Below are 20,333 nucleotides of genomic sequence, written 5' to 3' on the forward strand. Positions count from 1 at the left end.
GACAACCGGCCTCGTCTCCGGGATTCTCGCATGCGGCCCCGCGCCCCGACATCGGGGCGTTTCGCAGGACCGGTCCGGTCAGCCGCGCAGTCGTATCAGGCGATCCAGCTCCAGGAAGGCCGACTTCGCATCGCCGAAGACAATATCGATATCGAGGAGTTCGTGAAGCCGTTCCGCGTCGACACTCCACGCCGGCGCAACGCCGATGATCGCATGCGGCTTGACGATCCGCATCGCCACGACCAGGCGCACCAGCGCGTCGAGCCTGTGCTCGGTGCTGAGCGACAGTCCGATTATGTGCGGCTGGGTTCGCTCGACATGGACAACGAGTTCGTCGTGATCGGCGCCGATCTGAAGATCGATCTCCCAGCCCGCCTCCCGGAAGAGGTCGGCCGCGACGGTTATGCCGATGCCGTGATCCTCGCCCGGCACCGTGGCGAAGAGCGCGCAGCGATCACCGTCGAATGTCGGCCGTGCGGCGGCGCTCTCGGCCCTCAGGGCCCGCATCAGGGCGTAGAGATGCCCGGTGCCGTAGGTGACCTGAAGAAAGGACAGCCGATCCTCGTCCCAGCCTTCGCCAAGACAGCGCGCCGCGGCGGTGATGTATCCCAGGTAGACACCCTGGCGCGTCACACCTTCGGCACGACGCTCCTCTATGAAACGCAAGGCCGCGTCGGGATCAGGCTGGACCAGCGCGTCGCAGAACGCGGCGATGCTGTCGTCGCTGATGTCCGGGGCGTCGAAGGCGGGGCCCGTGCCGGCGGAGCGTGCAAGGCGTCGCACGATGTCGCCTGCCAGCGCCTCGACCGCATCCGGGGCGAAGGTATCGCGTTTCGTCGCGAAGAGAGATGCCGTGCGCGAGAAGATTTCCTCGTCGAAAGTGACCTCGGGCTTTCCCATCGGCAACGCCTCCCATGCGGAAAGGATACCTCGGCATACCGATGGATCAAGTGGGTTAAGATGACTCGGGGATGATTTTTTCGGGGTCCGGTCCCGGGCGGACGAGGCCCGTCGACGAGGTCGCCGCATGGCTGCCCGCGCCCGGCGTCGTTGTAACGGACGAGTTGCGCGGCCCGCGCGATCCCGGTGCCGCAGTGCGTCGGGCTGCGGCGGAGGCCGCGAACATGTCCCGCCCCTCGGGAAGGATCGGGACGCCGGGCCGGCGCGCTGGTGGGTGATGAGAGACTCGAACTCCCGACATCCTCGGTGTAAACGAGGCGCTCTACCAGCTGAGCTAATCACCCACGCCGCGCGCTCTTACCGCGCGTCCGATCGCCATGGCAAGACTCGCCGCGCCGGGCCGTGCCGAGACGGCGGGGACCACGCCGCGCGCACGGACCGCGAGGGCCCGAAGCGGCAGGCGCCGCCGGCTCTGCCTCAGGCGGCGCTCATTCCGCCGCGTGGGCGTGGCGCAGCATGTCCCACATGCGATGCGGGGTGAAGGGCATGTCGGCCTGGCGCACACCGGCCTCCCACACCGCGTCCTGAACGGCGTTGGCCACGGCGGCGAGCGCGCCCACCGTGCCCGCCTCGCCGCATCCCTTCATGCCGAGCACGTTGTTCACCGAAGGCACCGGCTCGGAGGTGAAATCATACATGGGCAGATCGTCCGCGCGCGGCATCGCGTAGTCCATGAAGGTTGCCGTGAGAAGCTGGCCGTCCTCGTCGAAGACCGTCCGCTCGCAGAGGGCCTGCCCGATGCCCTGCGCCACGCCGCCATGGACCTGTCCCTCGGCCAGAAGCGGGTTGATGAGGTTGCCGAAATCGTCGACCACCGTGTAGCGCAGCACGCGGACGCGGCCGGTGTCGGGGTCGATTTCCACCTCCGCAGCATGGGCGCCGTTAGGGAAGGAGCGGCCGGGCAGTTTGGTGCGCGCCTCGTGCGTCAAGAGGTCGGAGCGCCCGTCGGCGCGCGCCATTTCCGCCGCCTCCAGAAGGCTCGGCGTCCGGTTGGAGCCGGGCGCGCGGAACGTGTCGTCATCGAAGCGGATTTCCGCTTCCGGCACGTCCATCTTCCCGGCGAGGTAGGGCGTGAAGGCGGCGACCATCTTCTCGACAGCGCCCAGCGTCGCGGTGTTCTGCACGGTGACGGAGCGCGAGCCGCCCGTGCCGCCACCCTGCGCGATGAGGTCGGAATCCCCCTGCACGACGCGGATGCGCTCTACCGGGATGCCGGTCTGGTCCGACAGGAATTGCGCGTAGACCGTCTCGTGCCCCTGCCCGTTCGACTGGGTGCCCACGAAGAGGCTGACGGTCCCGTCCTCCTCGAACGTCACCTTCGCGCCTTCCGAGGGATCGCCGAGGATGCTCTCGATGTAGTAGCAGAGCCCGAGGCCGCGGAGCCTGCCGCGCGCCGCGCTCTCCTCGCGCCGTGCGGGGAACCCGGCCCGGTCGCACTCCCGTTCCACCCGGTCGAGCAGGCGGTGGAAATCGCCCACGTCGTAGGTCTCGCCCGAGGGCGTGGTGTAGGGGAATTTCTCCTTCGGGATGAAGTTGCGCCGGCGCAGTTCCCACGGGTCCACGCCCAGTTCGCGCGCGGCGCGATCCATCGCGCGTTCCAGCACATAGATCGCTTCGGGCCGGCCGGCGCCGCGATAGGCGTCCACCTGCGTGGTGTTGGTATAGATGCCTTCGACGTGCAGCCACGCCGCGGGAATGTCGTAGACGCCCGTCAGAACCTTGGAGAAGAGCGTGCTCTGGATGATCTGGCCGAAATTGGAGTTGTAGGCGCCGAGATTGCTCAGCGTGTGGACGCGGTAGGCGGTGATCCGCAGATCCGCGTCGAAGGCGAGCTCGGCGGTGGTGACGAGGTCGCGCCCGGCATGGTCGGACAGCATCGATTCCGTGCGCTCGGCCATCCAGTGCACGGGGCGTCCCGTCACCCGCGCGGCATGGGCCAGAACGGGATATTCCGGGTAGGGCGCCCCCTTCATGCCGAAGCCGCCGCCCACGTCGGGGTTGGTCACACGCACGGCGTCCTCGGGCAGGCGGAGCGCCTGGACGAGCGCCGCCTTCTGGCTCCAGACCCCCTGCCCGTTGATGGCGACGTGCACGCGCCCGTCCACCCATTCGGCATAGGCGCCGCGCGGCTCGAGGGAGTTCACGATGACGCGGTTGTCGCCGACCTCGAGGCGCACGACATGGGCCGCCGTCTCGAAGGCCGCCTCGGTGGCCGCCGCGTCGCCCAGCACCCAGTCGAAGGCGCGGTTGTCCGGCGCGTTTTCGTGAAGCGGCTCGCCCCCCGGCGCGAGATCGAGCTTGGCGGGCAGCTCCTCGATCTCCAGCTCGACGAGCTCCGCCGCGTCGCGCGCCTGCTGGCGCGTCTCGGCCACGATCATCGCCACGGGCTCGCCCACGAATCGCACGCGGTCGCGGGCGAGCAGAAGCCGCTCGGTGGCCGCGCCCTTCGTGCCGTCGCGGTTCGGCACGCGCACGGCCTGCATCCGCAGGTCGAGACCGGCCGCCTCGAGGTCGGCGGCCGTGAGTACGGCATGCACGCCCTCCGCTTCGCGCGCCGCGCTCACGTCGAGCGTTTCGATCCAGCCATGCGCCATGGGCGCGCGCAGGACATGGGCCACGAGCGCGCCCTCGGGCACGATGTCGTCGACATACCGGCCCTCGCCGGTGAGAAAGCGCTGATCCTCGATCCGCGTGACCGGCTGGCTCCGCCCGAACTTTTCCATGCTCATCCCTTGTCCGCCGCTGCGTCTCCCGCGGAACCTACGCCGCGGCGTGGCGGTGTCTACCCCTGGCGGGCGGGTGCGGCCACGGTGACCCGGTCGAGCGCGCCATAGCCGTTGAACCGCGTCGAAAGCGCCGCGGAATAGGCGCCCATGGCCGGCAGCACCAGCCAGTCGCCCTCGGCCACGTCGCCCGGCAGCGGCAGCGGCTCGGGCAGCCGGTCGAGGCTGTCGCAGGTGGGGCCGAACACCACGCGCGGCACCGGCGCGCCGGTGCGCGGCCGCGCGGCGGCGTCGAGGAGCCGGAAGCGCCCCGGCGCGGCGATGTCGCGCAGCTCGGCGAGCGCACCGTAGATCCCGTCGCCGAGAAACAGCGCCCCGTCCGGCCGGACCGCCTTCACTGGCAGCGCGAGGGTGAACGCCTCGGCGGCCACGGCGCGACCCGGCTCGCAGACGAGCGCCGGGACATCCGCGCCGAAGGCCGCGCGGGCCGCGGCGCCGATCCGGGCGAAGATCGCCTCCAGGTCGGGCGCCGCGGCGTCCCTGTGCGCGGCGAATCCCCCGCCGACGTTCAGACGATGCAGCGTGACGCCGGCGCGGCGCGCCACCTCCGCCGCGGAGAAGATATAGGCCGCCCAGGCCTCGGGATCGGCGCATTGCGTGCCCGGATGGAAGGTGAGCGACGGCGTGAGCCCGCGCCGCGCCACCTCGGCCAGAAGCGCGGCCGCCACCTCCGGATCGGCGCCGAACTTCGCGCCGAAATCATAGGCCGCCCCGGCGACCGGCAGGCGAAGCCGCACCGCGACCTCCGCACCGTCCGGCAGCGGCATGAGCTTGTCGAGTTCCGCGGCGCAGTCCACAGACCAGGAGACGACGCCATGCGTCTTGCCCGCCGCCACCTCCTCGGGGGCGCGCACGGGGTTGTGGTAGTGTAGCACCGCGCCCGGAAAGGCCGCGCGCACCTGCGCCATCTCGGCGGGCGAGGCCACGTCGAACGCCGCGATCCCGGCAGCCACGAGGTTTTCCAGCACCTCCGGGCCATCGTTCGCCTTCACCGCGTAGGTGACGAGCCCCGGAAAGCCGTCGAGGAAACGCCGGGCCGTCCGCTGCAACGTGTCGGGGCAGAAATAGAGCACCGGACCCCGCGGATGCGCCCGCGACAGGTGCGTTTCGGGGGAAGGCCAGAGCGTCGCGCCGGATTGCATGGGAACCTCACTGCTCGCGTTTTACGGAATCTTCGGGCGACGCGCCGTCGGTTTGGAGTGTCTTTTTCGCCGAATCCGTTCATTATGACGTCGAAACGACGAAATTTGCCGACAGATGGACGAAACTGACCGCGCCCTCCTTTCGCTTCTGGCCGAGAACGCCCGCCTGCCCACGGCGACGCTCGCCCGCAGGCTCGGCCTCGCCCGGACCACGGTGCAGGCGCGGCTGGAGCGGCTGGAGCGCAGCGGCGCCATCGCGGGCTACACGCTGCGCGCGGGCCCCGCGCTTCGGCCGCCGCTGCGCGCCACGGTGCTCGTGTCGATCGAACCGCGCTCGGGGCCCGCCGTTCTCGCCCGGCTCAAGTCGCTGCCGGGGGTGGAGGCGGTGCACACCACCTCGGGGCGGGTGGATCTCATCGTGCAGCTTTCGGCCGACAGCACCGAGGCGCTCGACGACACGCTCGACCGGATCGGCGAGACCCGCGGCGTGAAGGGTTCGGAAAGCCTGATCCACCTCGCCACGAAGCTCGACCGGACGCGCTGAGAGGCGCCGGCCCGCGGCGGGCGCCGGGCGGCTTTTCCTCGGCCCGGCGCTCGGGTAAGGAGCGGGCCGACGCCGCTCAAGACGGGATGCACGCGATGCCGCTTTCGAAGACCTTCGACGCCCAAGAGGCCGAGCGCCGGATCTACGCCGCTTGGGAAGAGGCCGGCGCCTTCGCCGCCGGCGCCAACGCCTCGCGCGAGGAAAGCTTCTGCATCATGATCCCGCCGCCCAACGTGACGGGCTCGCTGCACATGGGCCACGCCTTCAACAACACGCTGCAGGACGTGCTGGTGCGCTGGCACCGGATGCGCGGTTTCGACACGCTCTGGCAGCCCGGCCAGGACCATGCCGGGATCGCGACCCAGATGGTGGTGGAGCGCGAACTCGCCCGGGACGGCAAGCGCCGCACCGATTTCAGCCGCGAGGATTTCATCGATCTCGTCTGGAAGCAGAAGGAACGCTCCGGCGGTACGATCATCGGCCAGCTCAAGCGCCTCGGCGCCTCCTGCGATTGGTCACGCAACGCCTTCACCATGGCCGGCGCGCCCGGCGACACGCGGGTGGGCCACGAGAACAGCCCCGACTTCCACAACGCGGTGATGCGCGTCTTCGTGGACATGTACCGCAAGGGCTTCATCTACCGCGGCAAGCGGCTGGTGAACTGGGATCCGCATTTCGAAACCGCGATCTCGGATCTGGAGGTCGAGCAGGTCGAGACCGACGGCCACATGTGGCGCCTGCGCTATCCGCTAGCCGACGGCGAGACCTACGAGCACCCGGTCGAGTTCGACGAGGACGGCAACGTCACCGCCACCGAGACGCGGGACTACCTGACCGTCGCCACCACGCGCCCCGAAACGATGCTGGGCGACACCGGCATCGCCGTCCATCCCGACGACCGGCGCTACGCCCATCTCGTGGGCAAGGAGGCGATCCTGCCGCTGGTGGGCCGGCGGCTGCGGATCGTCGCGGACGACTACGCCGATCCCGAGAAGGGCACCGGCGCGGTGAAGATGACGCCCGCGCATGATTTCAACGACTGGGCGGTGGGCCAGCGGACCGGCCTTCGGGCGATCAACGTGATGACGCCGCGCGCGGGCATGTGGCTGCGCGACAACCCGGACTTCGCCGAGGGCTGCGACGCGGACGGGCTCGCGCGCGTGATCGAGGCGCTCGACGGGCTCGACCGCTACGAGGCGCGCGACTGGATCGTGCGCACCGCCGAGGAGGAGGGCTGGCTCGACGGCATCGACGCCGACCGGCACATGGTGCCCCACGGCGACCGCTCCAAGGTGGCGATCGAGCCCTACCTCACCGACCAGTGGTTCGTGGACGCCGAAAAGATCGTGGGCCCCGCGATCGACGCGGTGCGCGACGGGCGCACCACGATCCTGCCCGAGGCCGACCGCAAGGTCTATTTCCACTGGTTGGAGAACATCGAGCCCTGGTGCATCTCGCGCCAGCTCTGGTGGGGCCACCAGATCCCGGTCTGGTACGGGCCGGACCGCGACGACCCGGCCGGCGGCCCGCGCGAATTCTGCGCCGCCACCGAGGCCGAGGCGTTCGACCTCGCGCGGGAATATTACGGGCCCGGGCCCGAGATCCGCTTCGGCGGCCAGGGCGCGGAATGGGGCGGCCTGCGCGAGGCCGCGGGCGACGGCGTGGCGCGCTTCGCCGAGGTCACGCTGGCGCGCGAGACCGACGTGCTCGACACCTGGTTCTCCTCGGGGCTCTGGCCCATCGGCACGCTGGGCTGGCCCGAGGACACGCCGGAGCTTCGCCGCTATTTCCCGACAGACGTGCTCATCACTGGCTTCGACATCATCTTCTTCTGGGTCGCCCGGATGATGATGATGCAATACGCCGTGGTGGGGGAACGCCCCTTCGACACCGTCTACGTCCACGCCCTCGTCCGTGACGAGAAGGGCAAGAAGATGTCGAAGTCGCTCGGCAACGTGCTCGACCCGCTGGAGCTCATCGAGGAGTACGGCGCCGACGCGGTGCGCTTCACGCTCACCGCCATGGCGGCGATGGGCCGGGACCTGCGCCTCTCGAAGGAGCGGATCGCGGGCTACCGGAACTTCGGCACCAAGCTCTGGAACGCCGCGCGCTTCGCCGAGATGAACGGCGCGGTGGGCGGCGGCGCCGACGTCCCCGCGGCCACCGCCGCCGTCAACCGCTGGATCCTCGGAGAGACCGGCCGCGTGCGCGAGAAGGTGGACGCCGCGCTCGACGCCTTCCGCTTCAACGAGGCGGCGGACGCGCTCTACGGCTTCGTCTGGGGCAAGGTCTGCGACTGGTACGTGGAATTCTCCAAGCCGCTCCTGCAGGGCGAGGACGAGGAGCTTCGGGCCGAGACGCAGGCGGTGATGGCCTGGGTGATCGACCAGTGCCTCATCCTTCTGCATCCGATCATGCCCTTCCTCACCGAGGAGCTCTGGGGCACGCTGGCCGAGCGGTCGAAGATGCTCGTTCACGCCGACTGGCCCGGCTACACCGCCGCGGAGCTTGCGGACGAGGCCGCCGACCGGGAGATGGGCTGGGTCGTCTCCGTCATCGAGGAGGTGCGCAGCGCGCGGGCGCAGATGCACGTCCCCGCGGGGCTCTACGTGCCGATGCTCGCCACCGAGATCGGCGAGACCGGCCGCGCCGCCTGGGGCCGGAACGAGGCGCTGATCAAGCGGCTCGCCCGGATCGAGAGCCTCGAGGAGGTCGACGGCTTCCCGAAGGGCACGGTCACCGTGGCCGTGGAGGGCGCGAGCCTCGGCCTGCCGCTCGCCGGCGTCATCGACGTCGCCGAGGAGAAGGCGCGGCTCGAGAAGACGCTCGGCAAGCTCGAGAAGGAGATGGGCGGGCTTTCGGGGCGGCTTTCCAACCCGAAATTCGTCGAAAGCGCCCCCGAGGAGGTGGTGGACGAAACCCGCGCGACCCTCGCCCTGAAAGAGGACGAGGCGCAGCGCCTGCGCGCGGCGCTCGAACGTCTGGCCGAGATCGGCTGACGGATCAGGCCGCGCCCGGAAGATCCGGGGCGTAGCCCAGGGCATCGAAATCCGCCGCAAAGAGCCGCGCCACGATCCGGCGCGTCTCGTCGTCGTAGTGGCGGGCGATGAGCTTCGACGCCCCGGTCGGGCGCGGCCCCACCCGCGCCGGGAACTCCGGCGCCACGCCGAAGATCCGCCCCATGATTTCCTCGGCGGCCTCGCCCAGCCTTTCCTGCCGGTAGATCCGGTCGAACCAGCCCGGCACCTCGCAAAGCAGCTCCGTCTGCGGCACCCAGTGCACGTCGTCCCGCAGCCCGACCGCGTCCAGATAGCGACAGAACTCGCCGAAGCTCGGTTCTTCCCGCTGAACCGGGGCGCCGCGCCATTTCTCGAAGGTGCGCGCCTGCTGTTTTCCCGCGGCGATCTTGTCCAGATACGCCGAAAGCGTGCGCGAATAGGGGTTCCGCACGATCGCGAACTTGAAGATCTCGTGCTCGACACGGGCGGCCTCGCCCGATGACAGTCGCCGCGGCGTCGGGAAATAGCTCTTCGGCCGTTCGGGCGCAGGCTCGCCCGCGGCGTCTGCCGAGGCCCTGGCGAGCATCCAGGTCATGAGCGAGTTCGCGGTCTTGGGGATCCGGTTGTAAAGAAACCCGTCCCGCAGCGAAACGGCGACCCGACTCTCGACCTCCGAAGGCAGAAGCGGTCCGCGATAGGTGTGCTGCCGGAAGAACGGGTAGAGACGCTGCGCTTGTCCCTGGAACGCCCTCGTCAGACGTATCTTCGCGCTCCGGCGCTCCAGCATAGGCGGATCTTCCCCACTCCCGGCACGGGTACAGCCCCGCAGGGCGGCGTGCAACTGCGTGGCACGCACGAGGTTCTGCTTTTCCGAAAGCGCGATTCGGCGTAAGGGTCGGGGTGCTCCGGTCCGGGCGTTCGCGCGCCCGGTGAAAATGGGAACGCGGTGCGGCCTGAGGGCCAAACCCGCGACTGCCCCCGCAACTGTAAGCGGCGAGCGGAGCCGGAAGATGCCACTGCGGGCGCGGCCCGCGGGAAGGCCCGGCCGAGCAGCGACCCGCGAGTCAGGAGACCTGCCGGAGCGATCACCCTGTCCGGGCGCGGGGCGCGCCGGGGCGACGGAGCCTTCCGGCGTGGTGAACCCGATCACCGGTCCGGGCAGGCCGCCCCTTCCCGGACAAGACACGAAGCGCAGACCGGGCCCGGCCCGGCGGCGGGAGGAGAGGCGCATGGCGGGCAACGCGGCGTTCGGCGGGATCGGCGAGTTCCTCGCCCGTGGCGGCCCGGCGCTCTGGGTCATCGCGGCGCTTTCGGTCCTCACCCTGGCGCTCATTCTCTGGAAACTCTGGCGGCTGGCCCGGCTCGGCGCCTGGGGCGGGGCGCGGGCGCGCGCCGCCGTGGCGCTCTGGACCGAAGGCCGCGCGGCGCAGGCCCGCGCCGAGGCCGCGCGCGGCAGCGGCGTGCGCGCCCGGCTCGCGGCCGCCGCCATGGGCGCGGCGGAGGATCCGGCCATGGCCGAGCCCGCCGCCCGCGAAGAGACGACGCGCATCGCGCGGGCCGAACTCGCCCGGCTCCGGGAAGGGCTGCGCGCGCTCGAACTCATCGCCACCATCGCACCGCTGATCGGGCTTCTGGGCACCGTCCTCGGCATGATCGACGCCTTCCAGGCGCTTCAGGCCAGCGGCGCGCGGGCCGACCCCTCGGTCCTCGCGGGCGGGATCTGGGAGGCGCTCCTGACGACCGCCGCCGGCATGGCGGTGGCGATCCCCGCCGCCGCCGCGCTCACCTGGTTCGAGAGCGTGGCCGAGGCGGTCCAGGGCGAGATGGAAGATCTGGCCACCCGCGTCTTCACGCACCTGCCCCCCCGCGCGGCGGAGGCGGCCTGATGTTCGATTTCGCCGCCGCCCGTCCGCGCCGCCGCCCGAGCCTGACGCCGATGATCGACGTGGTGTTCCTGCTTCTGGTCTTCTTCATGCTGGTGGCGCAGTTCGGGCGCGACGCCGCGCTGCCCCTCGCCACGGCAGGCGGGGGCGCGGGCTGGAGCGGCCCGCCCCGGCTGGTGGAGATCTTCCCCGACCGCGTCACGCTCAACGGCCGCGCCGTGGACGAGACCGGCCTTGCCGCCGCCCTCGCCCCGCTGACCGAGACGCCGGCCGACCCGCTGGTCCTGCGCCCGGTCGCGGGCGCGGACCTGCAGCGCCTCGCCGACGTGGCCGAGACGCTCCGCGCCGCGGGACACAGCCAACTCCTGCTGGTGGAGTAGACGCGATGGAGTTTCCCCGCCCCCCTGCGCGCACCCGTCCCGAGGCCATCGTGCCGATGATCAACGTCGTCTTCCTGCTGCTCATCTTCTTCCTGATGACGGCCGAGATCGCCCCGCCCGCCCCCTTCGACGTGACCCCGCCCCAGGCGGGCGCGGAGACGGGCGCCGAGGCCGGCGCGGTCCTGCACGTCTCGGCGGCCGGGCGGGTGGCCTTCGGCGGCGCGGACGGCGTGGCGGCGTGGGAGGCGCTCGCCGCGCGCGACGCCGGGGCCGGCCCGCTCACCGTTCGTGCGGACGCGACGCTCCCGGCGGCGGAGTTCGCCGCGCTGCTGCGGCGTCTCGCAGAGACGGGCGCGGCAGAGATCGAACTGGCGGTACGGCCGCGATGAAGGGAGGGCTCGAATTCGCCGCCTTCACGGGCGTGGCGCTGGCGCTGCACGTGGGCGCCTTCGCGCAATGGTCGGGCGGCGCGGCGCCCGCCGCCGGCGCGGGCGGTGCGGCCACGGTCTCGCTCGAGGCGGGAGGCGCGGGTCTAACGGCCCTCGTCACGGCCTGGCGCGCCCCGCCCGCCGCCCAGACCGAGGCGGCGATGCCATCCCCGCCCGACCGTCCGGCGCCGCTTTCCGCCGCCCTGCCCCGGCCCGACACCGCGTCCGGGCCGGCGGCGGAGACGCTGCCCCGGACCGCCCCGCAGGCGGCCGCGCCGCCCGCGCCGGACGGCCCCGCGCCGAAGCGGCCCGCCGCGGTCGCCCACCTCCCCGCGCCGCCGCTTGCCGAAGCCCCGGCCCTGCCCCGGCCCGCGCCCGACACCGGCCATGGCGCCGCGCTGCCGAGACGCGAGGCCCCCGAGGCGCCGCGCGCGGCCGCCGCGGCGCCCGCAAGGCCCGCGGCCGAGGCCGCACCCCGCCCGGACACCCGCGCGGCGATCCCGTCCTCGCCACATGCGCCCGGGCTGTCCCGCCGCCCGGCACCGAGACCCGAAACGCTGGAGACCGCACCCGCACGCAGCGCCGCGCGGCCGTCACCCGCACCTGCCGCGCGGCCCGCACCGCCCGAAGCGCCGACCGGTGGCCGCGGCGCCGCGCCCCAGTCCCAGCAGGCCGAAGGCGCGGGCGGCGGCGCAAGCGCGGGCCGGACACGCGCGACGGAACAGGTCGCCCAGGGCGCGTCGGGGCAGAAGCTCGTGGCGCGCTGGGGCGGGCAGATCGTCGCCGCGATCGAACGCCAGAAACGCTACCCATCGGGCACGCGCGCCGCGGGGCGCGTGCGCCTCGCCATCCTGGTGGCCCCCGCCGGCCGCCTCGCCGGGGTTTCGGTTCGGGGCTCCTCGGGCAACGCGCAACTCGACCGGGCCGCGGTGGCCGCGGTCCAGCGCGCGCGCCTGCCCCGCGCCCCGAACGGGCTCTCCTCCGAAAGCTACCCCTTCACCGTGACGCTGCGCTTCGCGCCCTGAGCCGTCGGCGCGACCGGGCCGGGCGTCAGCCATGGGCGGTGTCGTGCTGATCCAGGATCCACCAGCGGACGGCGCGTGCCCGACTTCTCGGCACAGAGCGCACTCGTGATCGCCCGGCACGGCGCGGACATCGAGGCCGCGGAGTTCAGCCATCCCGTCACGGAACGCTCGGGCAAGCGCGTCACCTCGCGCCTGGCGACTTGCAAGGCGTCGAGCCACGCGTGCCGGGCCGGCGAAAGTTCCAACGGTCTAGCAGGTCGCTGAAATAGTTCTCGAACCGGAACGCTGTCCCGTCATCATGGCCGGTTCGACTGACGGTCATGCCTGTTGGCGCGTCCGTGGCTCGCACCTTGGTCCGTCTTTCCCGTCATGCCCCCAGCAACCGCGGTAGCCGGGCAAGGTTGTTGGCGGCCATGGTCAGGATGAAGCGGGATCGGACGCGTTCAGTGCCCCGATACACGGTCTGTGCCATGCCGCCGACTTTCTTGGCTCAGCCGAACGGCTCTTCGATCTTCTTTCGGTGCTTCTGGGACAGCGCATATCCCTCGTGCCGGGTCGTGCGCCGGTCGATCGCTGAATATCTCGATTTCTGGGCGACATGGGGCGTGACGCAGGCTTGGCGCATGTCGGAGACGAACCCAGCCGCGTCATACCCCTTGTCGGCACCCAGCGTCAGTCGCCGGGTCGATCCGGGGGAATGGCGATGGACCATGTCCAGCGCCGCGCGCCGCTCGGCATGACCGTCGGCCTGGGTCAAATCACCCTGCACGACAAACCCGTGCCTGTTCTCCATCAACGCATGGCCCATTAAGCAAAGCACCGCACCCGTGTCGGGGGATTTCTTGTAAAGGCGCGCATCCGGATCGGTGGTCGAGGCATGGGTGGCATTGGAACGCTTCTCGCCCCTGAAGTCGACCTCGGCATTGCGGTAGCGGCTGTTGCGGGGCATCGGGTCGGTCTCGGCTGGGGTCTCGGAATGCGCGGGCTCAAGGGTGGTATCCGGGGCGGGCGGATCGCCCGGCCCCTCATCGTCAGGCGGGGTGGCCTCGGCCTTCGGCTGGAAACTCTTCATCGATGCCCAAGCTTTGATGAGCGTCCCATCGACGGAGAAATGCTCGTCCAACAGAAGCGGCACGAGCTCGCGATGCGCCAGGATCGCTGCCATCACCTTTCGCGACATGTCCGTCGTCAGCAGCCGGTCGCGGTTCTTCGTGAAGACCGTCGGGACCCAGACCGGATCGTCGATCCCGAGGCCGACAAACCAGCGGAACATCAGGTTGTAATCCATTTGCTCCATCAACTGCCGCTCGGAGCGAATCGAGAACAGGATCTGCAGAATACCCGCCCGGATCAGCCGCTCCGGCGGGATCGAGGGGCGGCCAAAAACAATGTAGAGCGCCTCGAAATCGGCATCGAGACTGGCGAGTGCGTCGTTGACTACCTGCCTGATCTTGCGCAGCGGGTGTCGAGGCGGGATGCGCTCTTCCAGATCGACATAGCTGAACAGCGACCCGCTCGTCTCGTCCACACCCCGCATGATCGCCCCGCCGTTTCCGTGCCGTGGGTGAATCATGTTCTCAAACCGCTGTCGAGGCAGGGTTTTTCAGCAGCCTGCTATGGCGCCCTCTGCGTGCACGTGGACCGTGTGGCGATGCGGCTCATCCAGGCAAGCACGTTCGAAGCCCCTTTCCTCGCATCGAGCTCCATGAGGCTCGGATGATATGCTCACCCAAAGCCGGTCTGCTTTGACCTGCCACGGGATTTTTCCTCCACCGCTGATTGGAGTCCGGCCCAACCTGAGGACGGACAAGAAGCGAACGAGATTCACGGAGGAGCAGATCATCGGCATCCTTGCCGAGCACGAGGTAGGGGCGAAGTGCGCTGACCTGTGCCGCAAGCACGGCATGTCGTAAGGCATCTTCTACAACTGGAAGGCCAAGTTCGGCGGCATGACGGTGTCGGAGGCCAAGCGGCTGAAGGCGCTGGAGGATGAGAACGCCAAGCTGAAGAAGCTTCTGGCCGAGCAAATGCTGGATCTGGCAGCAATGAAGGATCTGGTTTCAAAAAAAGTGGTAGGGTGAGCCATTGATGCGGCATTGGTTCAAGCACAATGGCGAACCCGATCTGCCGGGTTCTGGAGATCGCACCATCGACGTATTATGCCTTCAAGGCTGTGGAGCGCGATCCGGACCCGGCATCGGACCGGGCCAGGCAGGATCGGCGGGACATGGCAGCGATCAAGCAGGTCTTCGATGGCAGCCGGGGACGATATGGCGCGCGCAAGGTCTGGCATCAGTTGCGCCGCGAAGGGCGCGACATCGCTCGCTGCACGGTCGAGAGGCTGATGAAGGTGATGGGATTACAAGGCGTCGTGCGGGGCAAGAAGGTCATCACGACCAACCCCGATGCGGCCCAGCCTTGCCCGGACGACAAGGTGAACCGCTCCTTCGTGGCAGACATGCCCAACCAGCTCTGGGTCAGCGATTTCACCTATGTCTCAAGCTGGCAGGGCATGGTCTACGTGGCCTTCATCATCGACGTCTTCGCCCGCAAGATCGTCGGCTGGCCCGTCTCGACCTCGATGACGACCGGTTTCCGTCCTCGAGGCCCTGAACCAGGCCATCTGCCAGCGGGCGCCGTCCGAGGCTGACAAGCTGATCCACCACAGCGACCGCGGCAGCCAATACCTGTCGATCCGATACACCGAGCGGCTCGCCGAGGCCCGCATCGACACCTCGGTCGGGAGCGTCGGGGATTCCTATGACAACGCCCTCGCCGAAAGCATCATCGGCCTGTTCAAGACCGAGTTCATCAAGCCCCTCGGACCCTGGAAGTCCGTTGGTCAGGTCGAATGGGAAACCCTGAAATGGGTCGACTGGTACAACAACACCCGCCTGCATAGCGCCATCGGCTACATCACGCCGCACGAAGCAGAGGAGGCATTCTACGCAAACTTGAACGCTGCTGAAAATACAGCCTAATCGTTGAACCAGAAACTCTCCCGTAAACCCGGGGCGGTTCACTTCTTCAAGGACGCGTCGACCCGGTTTCATCCCGCGCTTGCCCAATGGCGACGCCTGACTGTGCGGCCACCACATCACCTTGGATTGCTCCGAAACCTTTAGGACACGTACCTCAGTCGGCATCGTGTCTCGCGCGGCAGCTTCGCGGGAATGCCAGCCACGCGCCCTATCGCGCAGGAGAAGGTCAGATTGCAGCTTGCTCTCTTGAGCTCCCTCTTGCCTGGATCGCTCTTCGGCTTCACCGAGCGCTTCATGGATTTCTTGAACACTCTGTACCGGAACGGCATCATGCGAACTCTAGGCACCCTCCGAGCCAACCTCTCCACGAATGGGCAGTCGACGGAAAGGGCGCCTGTCGACCTGTCGGCAGAACGATGTACTCTGCAGGAGTTGTCCATCGCTTGGGAGACGGCCTTCACCAAGTTCTCCGAGGCTTTTCAGTACCGCCCGAGGAAGGAAGGGCAAACCCACCCATGATCACTCCCATCCTCCTCTGCGGCGGGTCCGGGACGCGGCTCTGGCCGCTCTCGCGCAAGAGCTATCCCAAGCAGTTCGCCGACATCCTGGGCGAGGAAAGCCTCTTCCAGGCCTCCGCCCGGCGCTTCACCGGCGAGGGGTTCGGCAATCCTGTGGTGATCACCGGCGAGCCCTTCCGCTTCATCGTGGGCGAGCAGCTCGCCGAGGTGGGCGTCTCGCCGGCCGCCGTCGTGATCGAGCCCGAGGGGCGCAACACCGCCCCCGCCGCCGCCGCCGCCGCGCTCATCGCCCATCGCGCCGATCCGGAGGCCGTGATCCTGCTCGTCCCCTCCGACCACGCCGTGGCCGATCCGGAGGCGTTCCGCGCCGCGGTGGCGCGTGGCCTGCCCGCCGCCGAGGCCGGGCGGATCGTCACCTTCGGCATCGCCCCCACCCGGCCCGAGACGGGCTATGGCTGGCTGGAGGTGGGCGCCGAGGAGACCCATCCGGGCGTCGCCGCCCTCGCCCGCTTCGTGGAAAAGCCCGACGCCGCCACCGCCGAGGGTCTCTTGGCGGACGGGCGGCATCTCTGGAACGCCGGTGTCTTCCTCGCCCGCGCCGACGCCCTCCTCGAGGGGTTCCGCGCCCATGCCCCCGAGATCCTCGCCGCCGTGGAGCCCGCCCTCGACGCGGCCGAGCGCGACCTCGGCTTCACCCGCATCGACGCCGCGCTCTGGGCCGGCGTGCCCGAGCAGTCCATCGACTACGCGGTGATGGAGAAGGCCGCGAACATGAGCGTCGTGCGCTTCGACGGGCACTGGAGCGATCTGGGAAGCTGGGAGTCGGTCTGGCAGGAAAGCGGGCGGGACGGGTCCGGCAACGCGCTCTCCGGCCCCGCCACCGCGCTCGACTGCGAGAACACGCTCCTGCGCTCCGAGAGCGCCGACATCGAGGTGGTGGGCATCGGCCTGCGCGACGTGGTGGCCGTGGCCATGCGCGACGCGGTGATGGTGGCCGACATGTCCCGCGTGCAGGACGTGAAGGAGGCCGTCGGCCGGCTCAAGGCGCGCGGCGCGGCGCAGGCCGTGCAGCTGCCCGTGGACTACCGCCCCTGGGGCTGGTTCGAGACGCTGGTGCGCGGCGACCGCTTCCAGGTGAAGCGCATTCACGTGAACCCCGGCGCAACGCTATCGCTGCAGAGCCACGTGCACCGCTCCGAACACTGGATCGTGGTGCAGGGCACCGCCAGGGTCACCGTGAACGGCGAGGAGCGGCTGCTTGGCGAGAACCAGTCCGTCTATGTGCCGCTCGGGGCCGTGCACAGGATGGAAAATCCCGGCAAGATGCCGATGGTGCTCATCGAGGTGCAGACCGGAAGCTATCTCGGCGAGGACGATATCGTCCGCTACGAGGACGCCTACGCGCGAAAGTAGAGAGTCGGCCGCGGGCCGGCGTTGGCGTGTCGGCGCGCAGACCCGAGCCACGCCCTCGGGCGCGGGACGGTCTTCGCATGAAGCGGGCGGTGTCGTCATCTCCGGTCCGGGAACACGGAATTGCGGCAGGCGGCGCCCGCGAAAAGGCCGAAAGGGTTCGGGCGCCGGAAGCGCGGGCTGGCCTCAGCGGTTCCTGAGCGCGATCCCCGCGCCCGCCTGCACCGGCCTTTCGAGCCCGGCGTGGGCGGCCGAGACGGCGCCGAGCCTGCGGGCGACAACGGGCCGCCAGCTTCCGGCCCGTCGCGCGTCGAGGTCGAAGGCCAGGCATTTCACCTCGTTCGTCGCGGCGAGCGTCCCGCTCGTGCTCTTCCATACCTCGTGGAAAAGCAGGAAACGCCGCGCATCGTGCGCGAGAAGCCGCGTGGTGACATGGATCGGCGTGTCCAGCGCAAGCTCGTCGAGGTAATGCACATGGGTCTCTACGATCACGTATTCCTGGCCGCCGCGCGCCTCGATCGTGGCCTCGGGGGCATTGATCCAGTTCCAGAAGGCCCAGTTCGCATGGTCGCAGATCGTGACGTAATGGGCGGTGTTGACGTGGTCGTACTCGTCCAGCCACTCGGGCCGGACGCGCGTCCGGAACAAAGTGAGCGGCGCGGCGATCTCGCCCGTCCAGGGCAGCGGCGGGTCGTAGGTCTCGGCCACTGTCAGCGTCCCTTCCAGACGGGCGCGCGCTTCTCGGCGAAGGCGGCCATGCCTTCGGCGGCGTCCTCGCTCGCGTAGAGGCCGCGATAGGCCGGCAGATCCGCGTCGCGCATGATCCCGAACGCCGCGCGTTCGGTGGCGCCTTCGGTGGCGCGCACGATCTGCTTGATCGCCCGAAGCGAAAGCGGTGCGGCCGCGGCCACCCGGTCCGCCAACGCGTGCGCGGCCGCCATGAGATCCGCGCCGGGAACGACCTCGTTGACGAGGCCCCATCGCGCGAGTTCCGGTGCGCCGACGCGCCGGCCGGTCATCATCATCTCCATGGCCACGGCGCGGGGAAGGCGCCGGGGCAGCCGGATCGCGCCGCCGGAGTCCGCCACGATCCCCAGCGCGGCTTCCGTCAGCGCGACCTCCGCGTGCTCCGCCGCCACGATCATGTCGGCCGCGAGCGCTAGTTCGAAACCGCCTCCCAGCGCGAGCCCGTTCAGCGCCGCGATGACCGGCTTGTCGAGATCCCAGTACTCGGTCAGCCCCGCGAAGCCGCCCACGCCCTGATCGGCGTCGGCCGCCTCCCCCGCCGCCGCGGCCTTGAGGTCCCACCCGGCCGAAAAGAACCGCTCTCCCGCGCCGGTCACGATTCCAACCGACAATGCATCATCCTCGGCCAGCTCGCGGAACGCCTCGCCCAGGGCGCGGCTCGTGGCGGCATCTATGGCGTTGGCCTTCGGCCGGTCCAGCGTGACCTCCAGCACCCGGCCCCGCCGTTCGGTCCTGACCCCTGTCATCCTCGATCTCCCTCCCGTCGGATCGTCATGGCCGGGATGATAAGGCGGGGAGCACCGGTTTTCCCAGCCCCGGGCGATGCTTGTCCTCGCGAGGAGGAGCGCGCAAGCCGGGGGCCGCGCGCCTCGTCCAAAGAGGGGGAGGGTCATCCGCAAGTCTTGAAACGCTCGCCTCGGCGCCAAGGGCCATGCGGCAACGGGCAAAGGCGCGGAAAGTCCGCCTTTGCGCGGATTACTCCACGGTGATGGTGATCGGCTCGGACATGACCGGCGGGTCATGGGGCATGTGGAACGCATCGCCCAGAAGGATCCAGACCTCGTGCGTGCCGGCGGGCAGGTCCTTGGTCACCTCCGTCTGGCCGCCGCCGAAATGGACGTGCCGGTCATCGGCCGGAACGGGCTGGCTGAAGTCGTAACTCGCCGGATCGACGTTGATGAGAAGATGGTGATGCCCGGCTCCCTCCACCTCGGTTCCGGCCGGCGCGACGCCCATCCCATCGAGGCCGAACCGGATCGTGACCGGGTTTGACACCGTCGCGCCGTCGCCGGGCGAGATGATGTAGGCGCGCGCGTCCTCCGGCGCGGGCGTGCGGTCCTGCGCGAGCGCCGGGACCGCCAGAATGAACACCGCCGCGAGGCCGCGGCCGACAGATGCAAGAAACATGGTCTCCTCCCTGTTCTAGCTTACGTTGGGGAAGGTAGCATGCGGAACCGTGCGTTCAACGTGCCCGGAAGACTTAGTCCCCTGCGGCCGTTCCGCCCCGCAGGCGCGCGACGCACGCCGCGATCTCGGGTGCGATGGCAAGCACCTCGAGGCCGGCCGTTTTGCACAGCCCGTCATCCAGCGGCGCCGCGGTATCGGTCACCACCACCTCCCGCGCGCCTTCCGCGATCAGCCCGTCCAGCGTTTCGGCATCGAAAAGCGCATGCGTCGCGGCGAGGCGCACCTCGGACGCGCCGGCCTCGAGGCTCGCGCGGATCGCCCGGCGCATCGTGCCCCCGCCCACGATCATGTCGTCGAGAATCCAGACCGGGCGATCCCTGACGTCGCCCGCGAAGAACCCGCCCGACACCACGCCCCCGGACCGGCGTTTCTCGCAAAGCCCCAGCGACAGGCGCGCGCGCTCCGCCTCGTCGAAGCTCTCGGCCAGAAGCTGCACGCGCTTGAACCCGCCGATGTCGGGAGAGACGAGCGCGAAGGGCGCATCGCCCGCGCGGGCCCGGACATGGCGCATGAAAAGCCGCCGCGCGTCGAGGTGCAGGGCGGGGATACGGAACGCGTTGTCGAACGCCGCGGGGTTGTGGGCCTCCACGGTGACGACGGCGCTCGTGCCCACCGCTTCCAGCAGCTGGGCGACGTAGCGCGCGCCGAGCGGATCGTGGGGCTTGGTCCGCCGGTCCTTCCGCGCGTAAGGCAGAAGCGGGCAGATCGCCGTCACCGAAGCGGCGCCGTGATCGCGGCACGCGCCGATGAAGAAGAGCGTCCGGATCAGCCGGTCGTTGGTCGATAACGCTCCGCTCCCGCGCAGCCCGGCCAGCACGAACACGTCCTCGCCCTGCACGTCGACCAGCGGGCGGCCCTTGTGCTCGCCCTCCTCGAAATCGCGGATTTCATGGGGATCGATGGCAAAGCCGCCCGCATCCGCCACGGCCTGTGCAAGGCTGTCTTCCGTGTCGAGGGCGAAGAATCGCATGGCGAGAGCCAACCGCGCCCGTGGAGGGCACGCATTGACCCCGGTCAATGTCCGTGCCACCGCCGCCCCGCAAGGTCCCGCGCGAACGGAGGCAGG

The 20,333-nt window shown here is 69.9% G+C and carries 16 protein-coding genes, 1 tRNA gene, 3 pseudogenes and 1 riboswitch; of the genes and pseudogenes, 10 read left to right on the forward strand and 10 right to left on the reverse strand.

Annotated elements, in window-relative coordinates; all coding sequences use genetic code 11:
- Positions 1–78 precede the first annotated feature (78 nt).
- The 4 genes from AB6A69_RS15630 to AB6A69_RS15645 all read right to left on the reverse strand — a co-directional run bounded on the left by AB6A69_RS15630 (position 79) and on the right by AB6A69_RS15645 (position 4,885).
- Positions 79–900: a B12-binding domain-containing protein gene (locus AB6A69_RS15630; RefSeq protein WP_371061465.1), complete on the reverse strand. Its 822-nt coding sequence runs from the start codon at positions 898–900 to the stop codon at positions 79–81.
- 268 nt (positions 901–1,168) lie between these two features.
- Positions 1,169–1,244: transfer RNA gene (locus AB6A69_RS15635), tRNA-Val, on the reverse strand.
- A gap of 144 nt (positions 1,245–1,388) precedes the next feature.
- Positions 1,389–3,683: a xanthine dehydrogenase family protein molybdopterin-binding subunit gene (locus AB6A69_RS15640; protein ID WP_371061466.1), complete on the reverse strand. Its 2,295-nt coding sequence runs from the start codon at positions 3,681–3,683 to the stop codon at positions 1,389–1,391.
- A gap of 59 nt (positions 3,684–3,742) precedes the next feature.
- The gene (locus AB6A69_RS15645; protein WP_371061467.1) at positions 3,743–4,885 is read right to left on the reverse strand and encodes a type III PLP-dependent enzyme; all 1,143 of its coding nucleotides are present in this window, start codon (positions 4,883–4,885) and stop codon (positions 3,743–3,745) included.
- Positions 4,886–5,000: 115 nt separating this feature from the next.
- On the opposite strand from AB6A69_RS15645, the gene AB6A69_RS15650 reads away from it, so the two are divergent.
- Positions 5,001–5,429: an Lrp/AsnC family transcriptional regulator gene (locus tag AB6A69_RS15650; RefSeq protein ID WP_371037293.1), complete on the forward strand. Its 429-nt coding sequence runs from the start codon at positions 5,001–5,003 to the stop codon at positions 5,427–5,429.
- A gap of 95 nt (positions 5,430–5,524) precedes the next feature.
- Positions 5,525–8,428, forward strand: a complete 2,904-nt coding sequence (locus tag AB6A69_RS15655; RefSeq protein WP_371061468.1) for a valine--tRNA ligase — start codon at positions 5,525–5,527, stop codon at positions 8,426–8,428.
- Positions 8,429–8,432: 4 nt separating this feature from the next.
- Here AB6A69_RS15655 and AB6A69_RS15660 read toward each other — a convergent pair whose 3' ends face one another.
- Entirely contained in the window at positions 8,433–9,215 is a 783-nt protein-coding gene (locus AB6A69_RS15660; RefSeq protein WP_371061469.1) for a sulfotransferase family protein, read from the reverse strand.
- Positions 9,216–9,317: 102 nt separating this feature from the next.
- A riboswitch (cobalamin riboswitch) is annotated at positions 9,318–9,524 on the forward strand.
- A 133-nt stretch (positions 9,525–9,657) separates the two neighbouring features.
- On the opposite strand from AB6A69_RS15660, the gene AB6A69_RS15665 reads away from it, so the two are divergent.
- The 5 genes from AB6A69_RS15665 (at position 9,658) to AB6A69_RS15685 (ending at position 12,408) form a co-directional block, all read left to right on the forward strand.
- Complete coding sequence (locus tag AB6A69_RS15665) at positions 9,658–10,314, forward strand: MotA/TolQ/ExbB proton channel family protein (RefSeq protein ID WP_371061470.1); 657 nt, start codon at positions 9,658–9,660, stop codon at positions 10,312–10,314.
- Positions 10,314–10,691, forward strand: a complete 378-nt coding sequence (locus AB6A69_RS15670; RefSeq protein ID WP_371061471.1) for an ExbD/TolR family protein — start codon at positions 10,314–10,316, stop codon at positions 10,689–10,691. The genes AB6A69_RS15665 and AB6A69_RS15670 overlap by 1 nt, the downstream gene beginning before the upstream one ends.
- A 5-nt stretch (positions 10,692–10,696) precedes the next feature.
- A complete protein-coding gene (locus AB6A69_RS15675; protein WP_371061472.1) occupies positions 10,697–11,080 on the forward strand; it encodes an ExbD/TolR family protein in 384 nt (127 codons plus the stop codon).
- Positions 11,077–12,144, forward strand: coding sequence for a TonB family protein (locus AB6A69_RS15680; RefSeq protein WP_371061473.1), 1,068 nt, complete (start codon positions 11,077–11,079; stop codon positions 12,142–12,144). Before AB6A69_RS15675 ends, AB6A69_RS15680 begins: the two co-directional genes overlap by 4 nt.
- 75 nt (positions 12,145–12,219) lie before the next feature.
- Entirely contained in the window at positions 12,220–12,408 is a 189-nt protein-coding gene (locus AB6A69_RS15685; RefSeq protein ID WP_371061474.1) for a hypothetical protein, read from the forward strand.
- Positions 12,409–12,511: 103 nt separating this feature from the next.
- Here AB6A69_RS15685 and AB6A69_RS15690 read toward each other — a convergent pair.
- Positions 12,512–13,681 (reverse strand): annotated as a pseudogene (locus AB6A69_RS15690) (IS5 family transposase).
- Between the two features lie 259 nt (positions 13,682–13,940).
- On the opposite strand from AB6A69_RS15690, the pseudogene AB6A69_RS15695 reads away from it, so the two are divergent.
- From AB6A69_RS15695 to AB6A69_RS15705, 3 genes and pseudogenes are all read left to right on the forward strand, one after another.
- Positions 13,941–14,219 (forward strand): annotated as a pseudogene (locus AB6A69_RS15695) (transposase); the annotation flags it as partial.
- A gap of 44 nt (positions 14,220–14,263) precedes the next feature.
- A pseudogene (locus tag AB6A69_RS15700) lies at positions 14,264–15,125 on the forward strand (IS3 family transposase); the annotation flags it as partial.
- 515 nt (positions 15,126–15,640) lie between these two features.
- The gene (locus tag AB6A69_RS15705) at positions 15,641–17,056 is read left to right on the forward strand and encodes a mannose-1-phosphate guanylyltransferase/mannose-6-phosphate isomerase (protein WP_371061475.1); all 1,416 of its coding nucleotides are present in this window, start codon (positions 15,641–15,643) and stop codon (positions 17,054–17,056) included.
- A gap of 183 nt (positions 17,057–17,239) precedes the next feature.
- Here the strand turns inward: AB6A69_RS15705 and AB6A69_RS15710 are convergent, their stop codons facing one another.
- The 4 genes from AB6A69_RS15710 to AB6A69_RS15725 all read right to left on the reverse strand — a co-directional run bounded on the left by AB6A69_RS15710 (position 17,240) and on the right by AB6A69_RS15725 (position 20,237).
- A complete protein-coding gene (locus tag AB6A69_RS15710) occupies positions 17,240–17,761 on the reverse strand; it encodes a thioesterase family protein (RefSeq protein WP_371061476.1) in 522 nt (173 codons plus the stop codon).
- Positions 17,762–17,763: 2 nt separating this feature from the next.
- Entirely contained in the window at positions 17,764–18,546 is a 783-nt protein-coding gene (locus AB6A69_RS15715) for an enoyl-CoA hydratase-related protein (RefSeq protein WP_371061477.1), read from the reverse strand.
- A 229-nt stretch (positions 18,547–18,775) separates the two neighbouring features.
- On the reverse strand, positions 18,776–19,207 hold the full coding sequence (locus AB6A69_RS15720) for a DUF4399 domain-containing protein (protein ID WP_371061478.1): 432 nt from the start codon (positions 19,205–19,207) through the stop codon (positions 18,776–18,778).
- Positions 19,208–19,280: 73 nt separating this feature from the next.
- A complete protein-coding gene (locus AB6A69_RS15725; RefSeq protein WP_371061479.1) occupies positions 19,281–20,237 on the reverse strand; it encodes a ribose-phosphate diphosphokinase in 957 nt (318 codons plus the stop codon).
- Between the last annotated feature and the right edge of the window lie 96 nt (positions 20,238–20,333).

The organism is Rhodosalinus sp. 5P4, from assembly GCF_041365695.1.
Classification (GTDB): Bacteria; Pseudomonadota; Alphaproteobacteria; order Rhodobacterales; family Rhodobacteraceae; genus Rhodosalinus.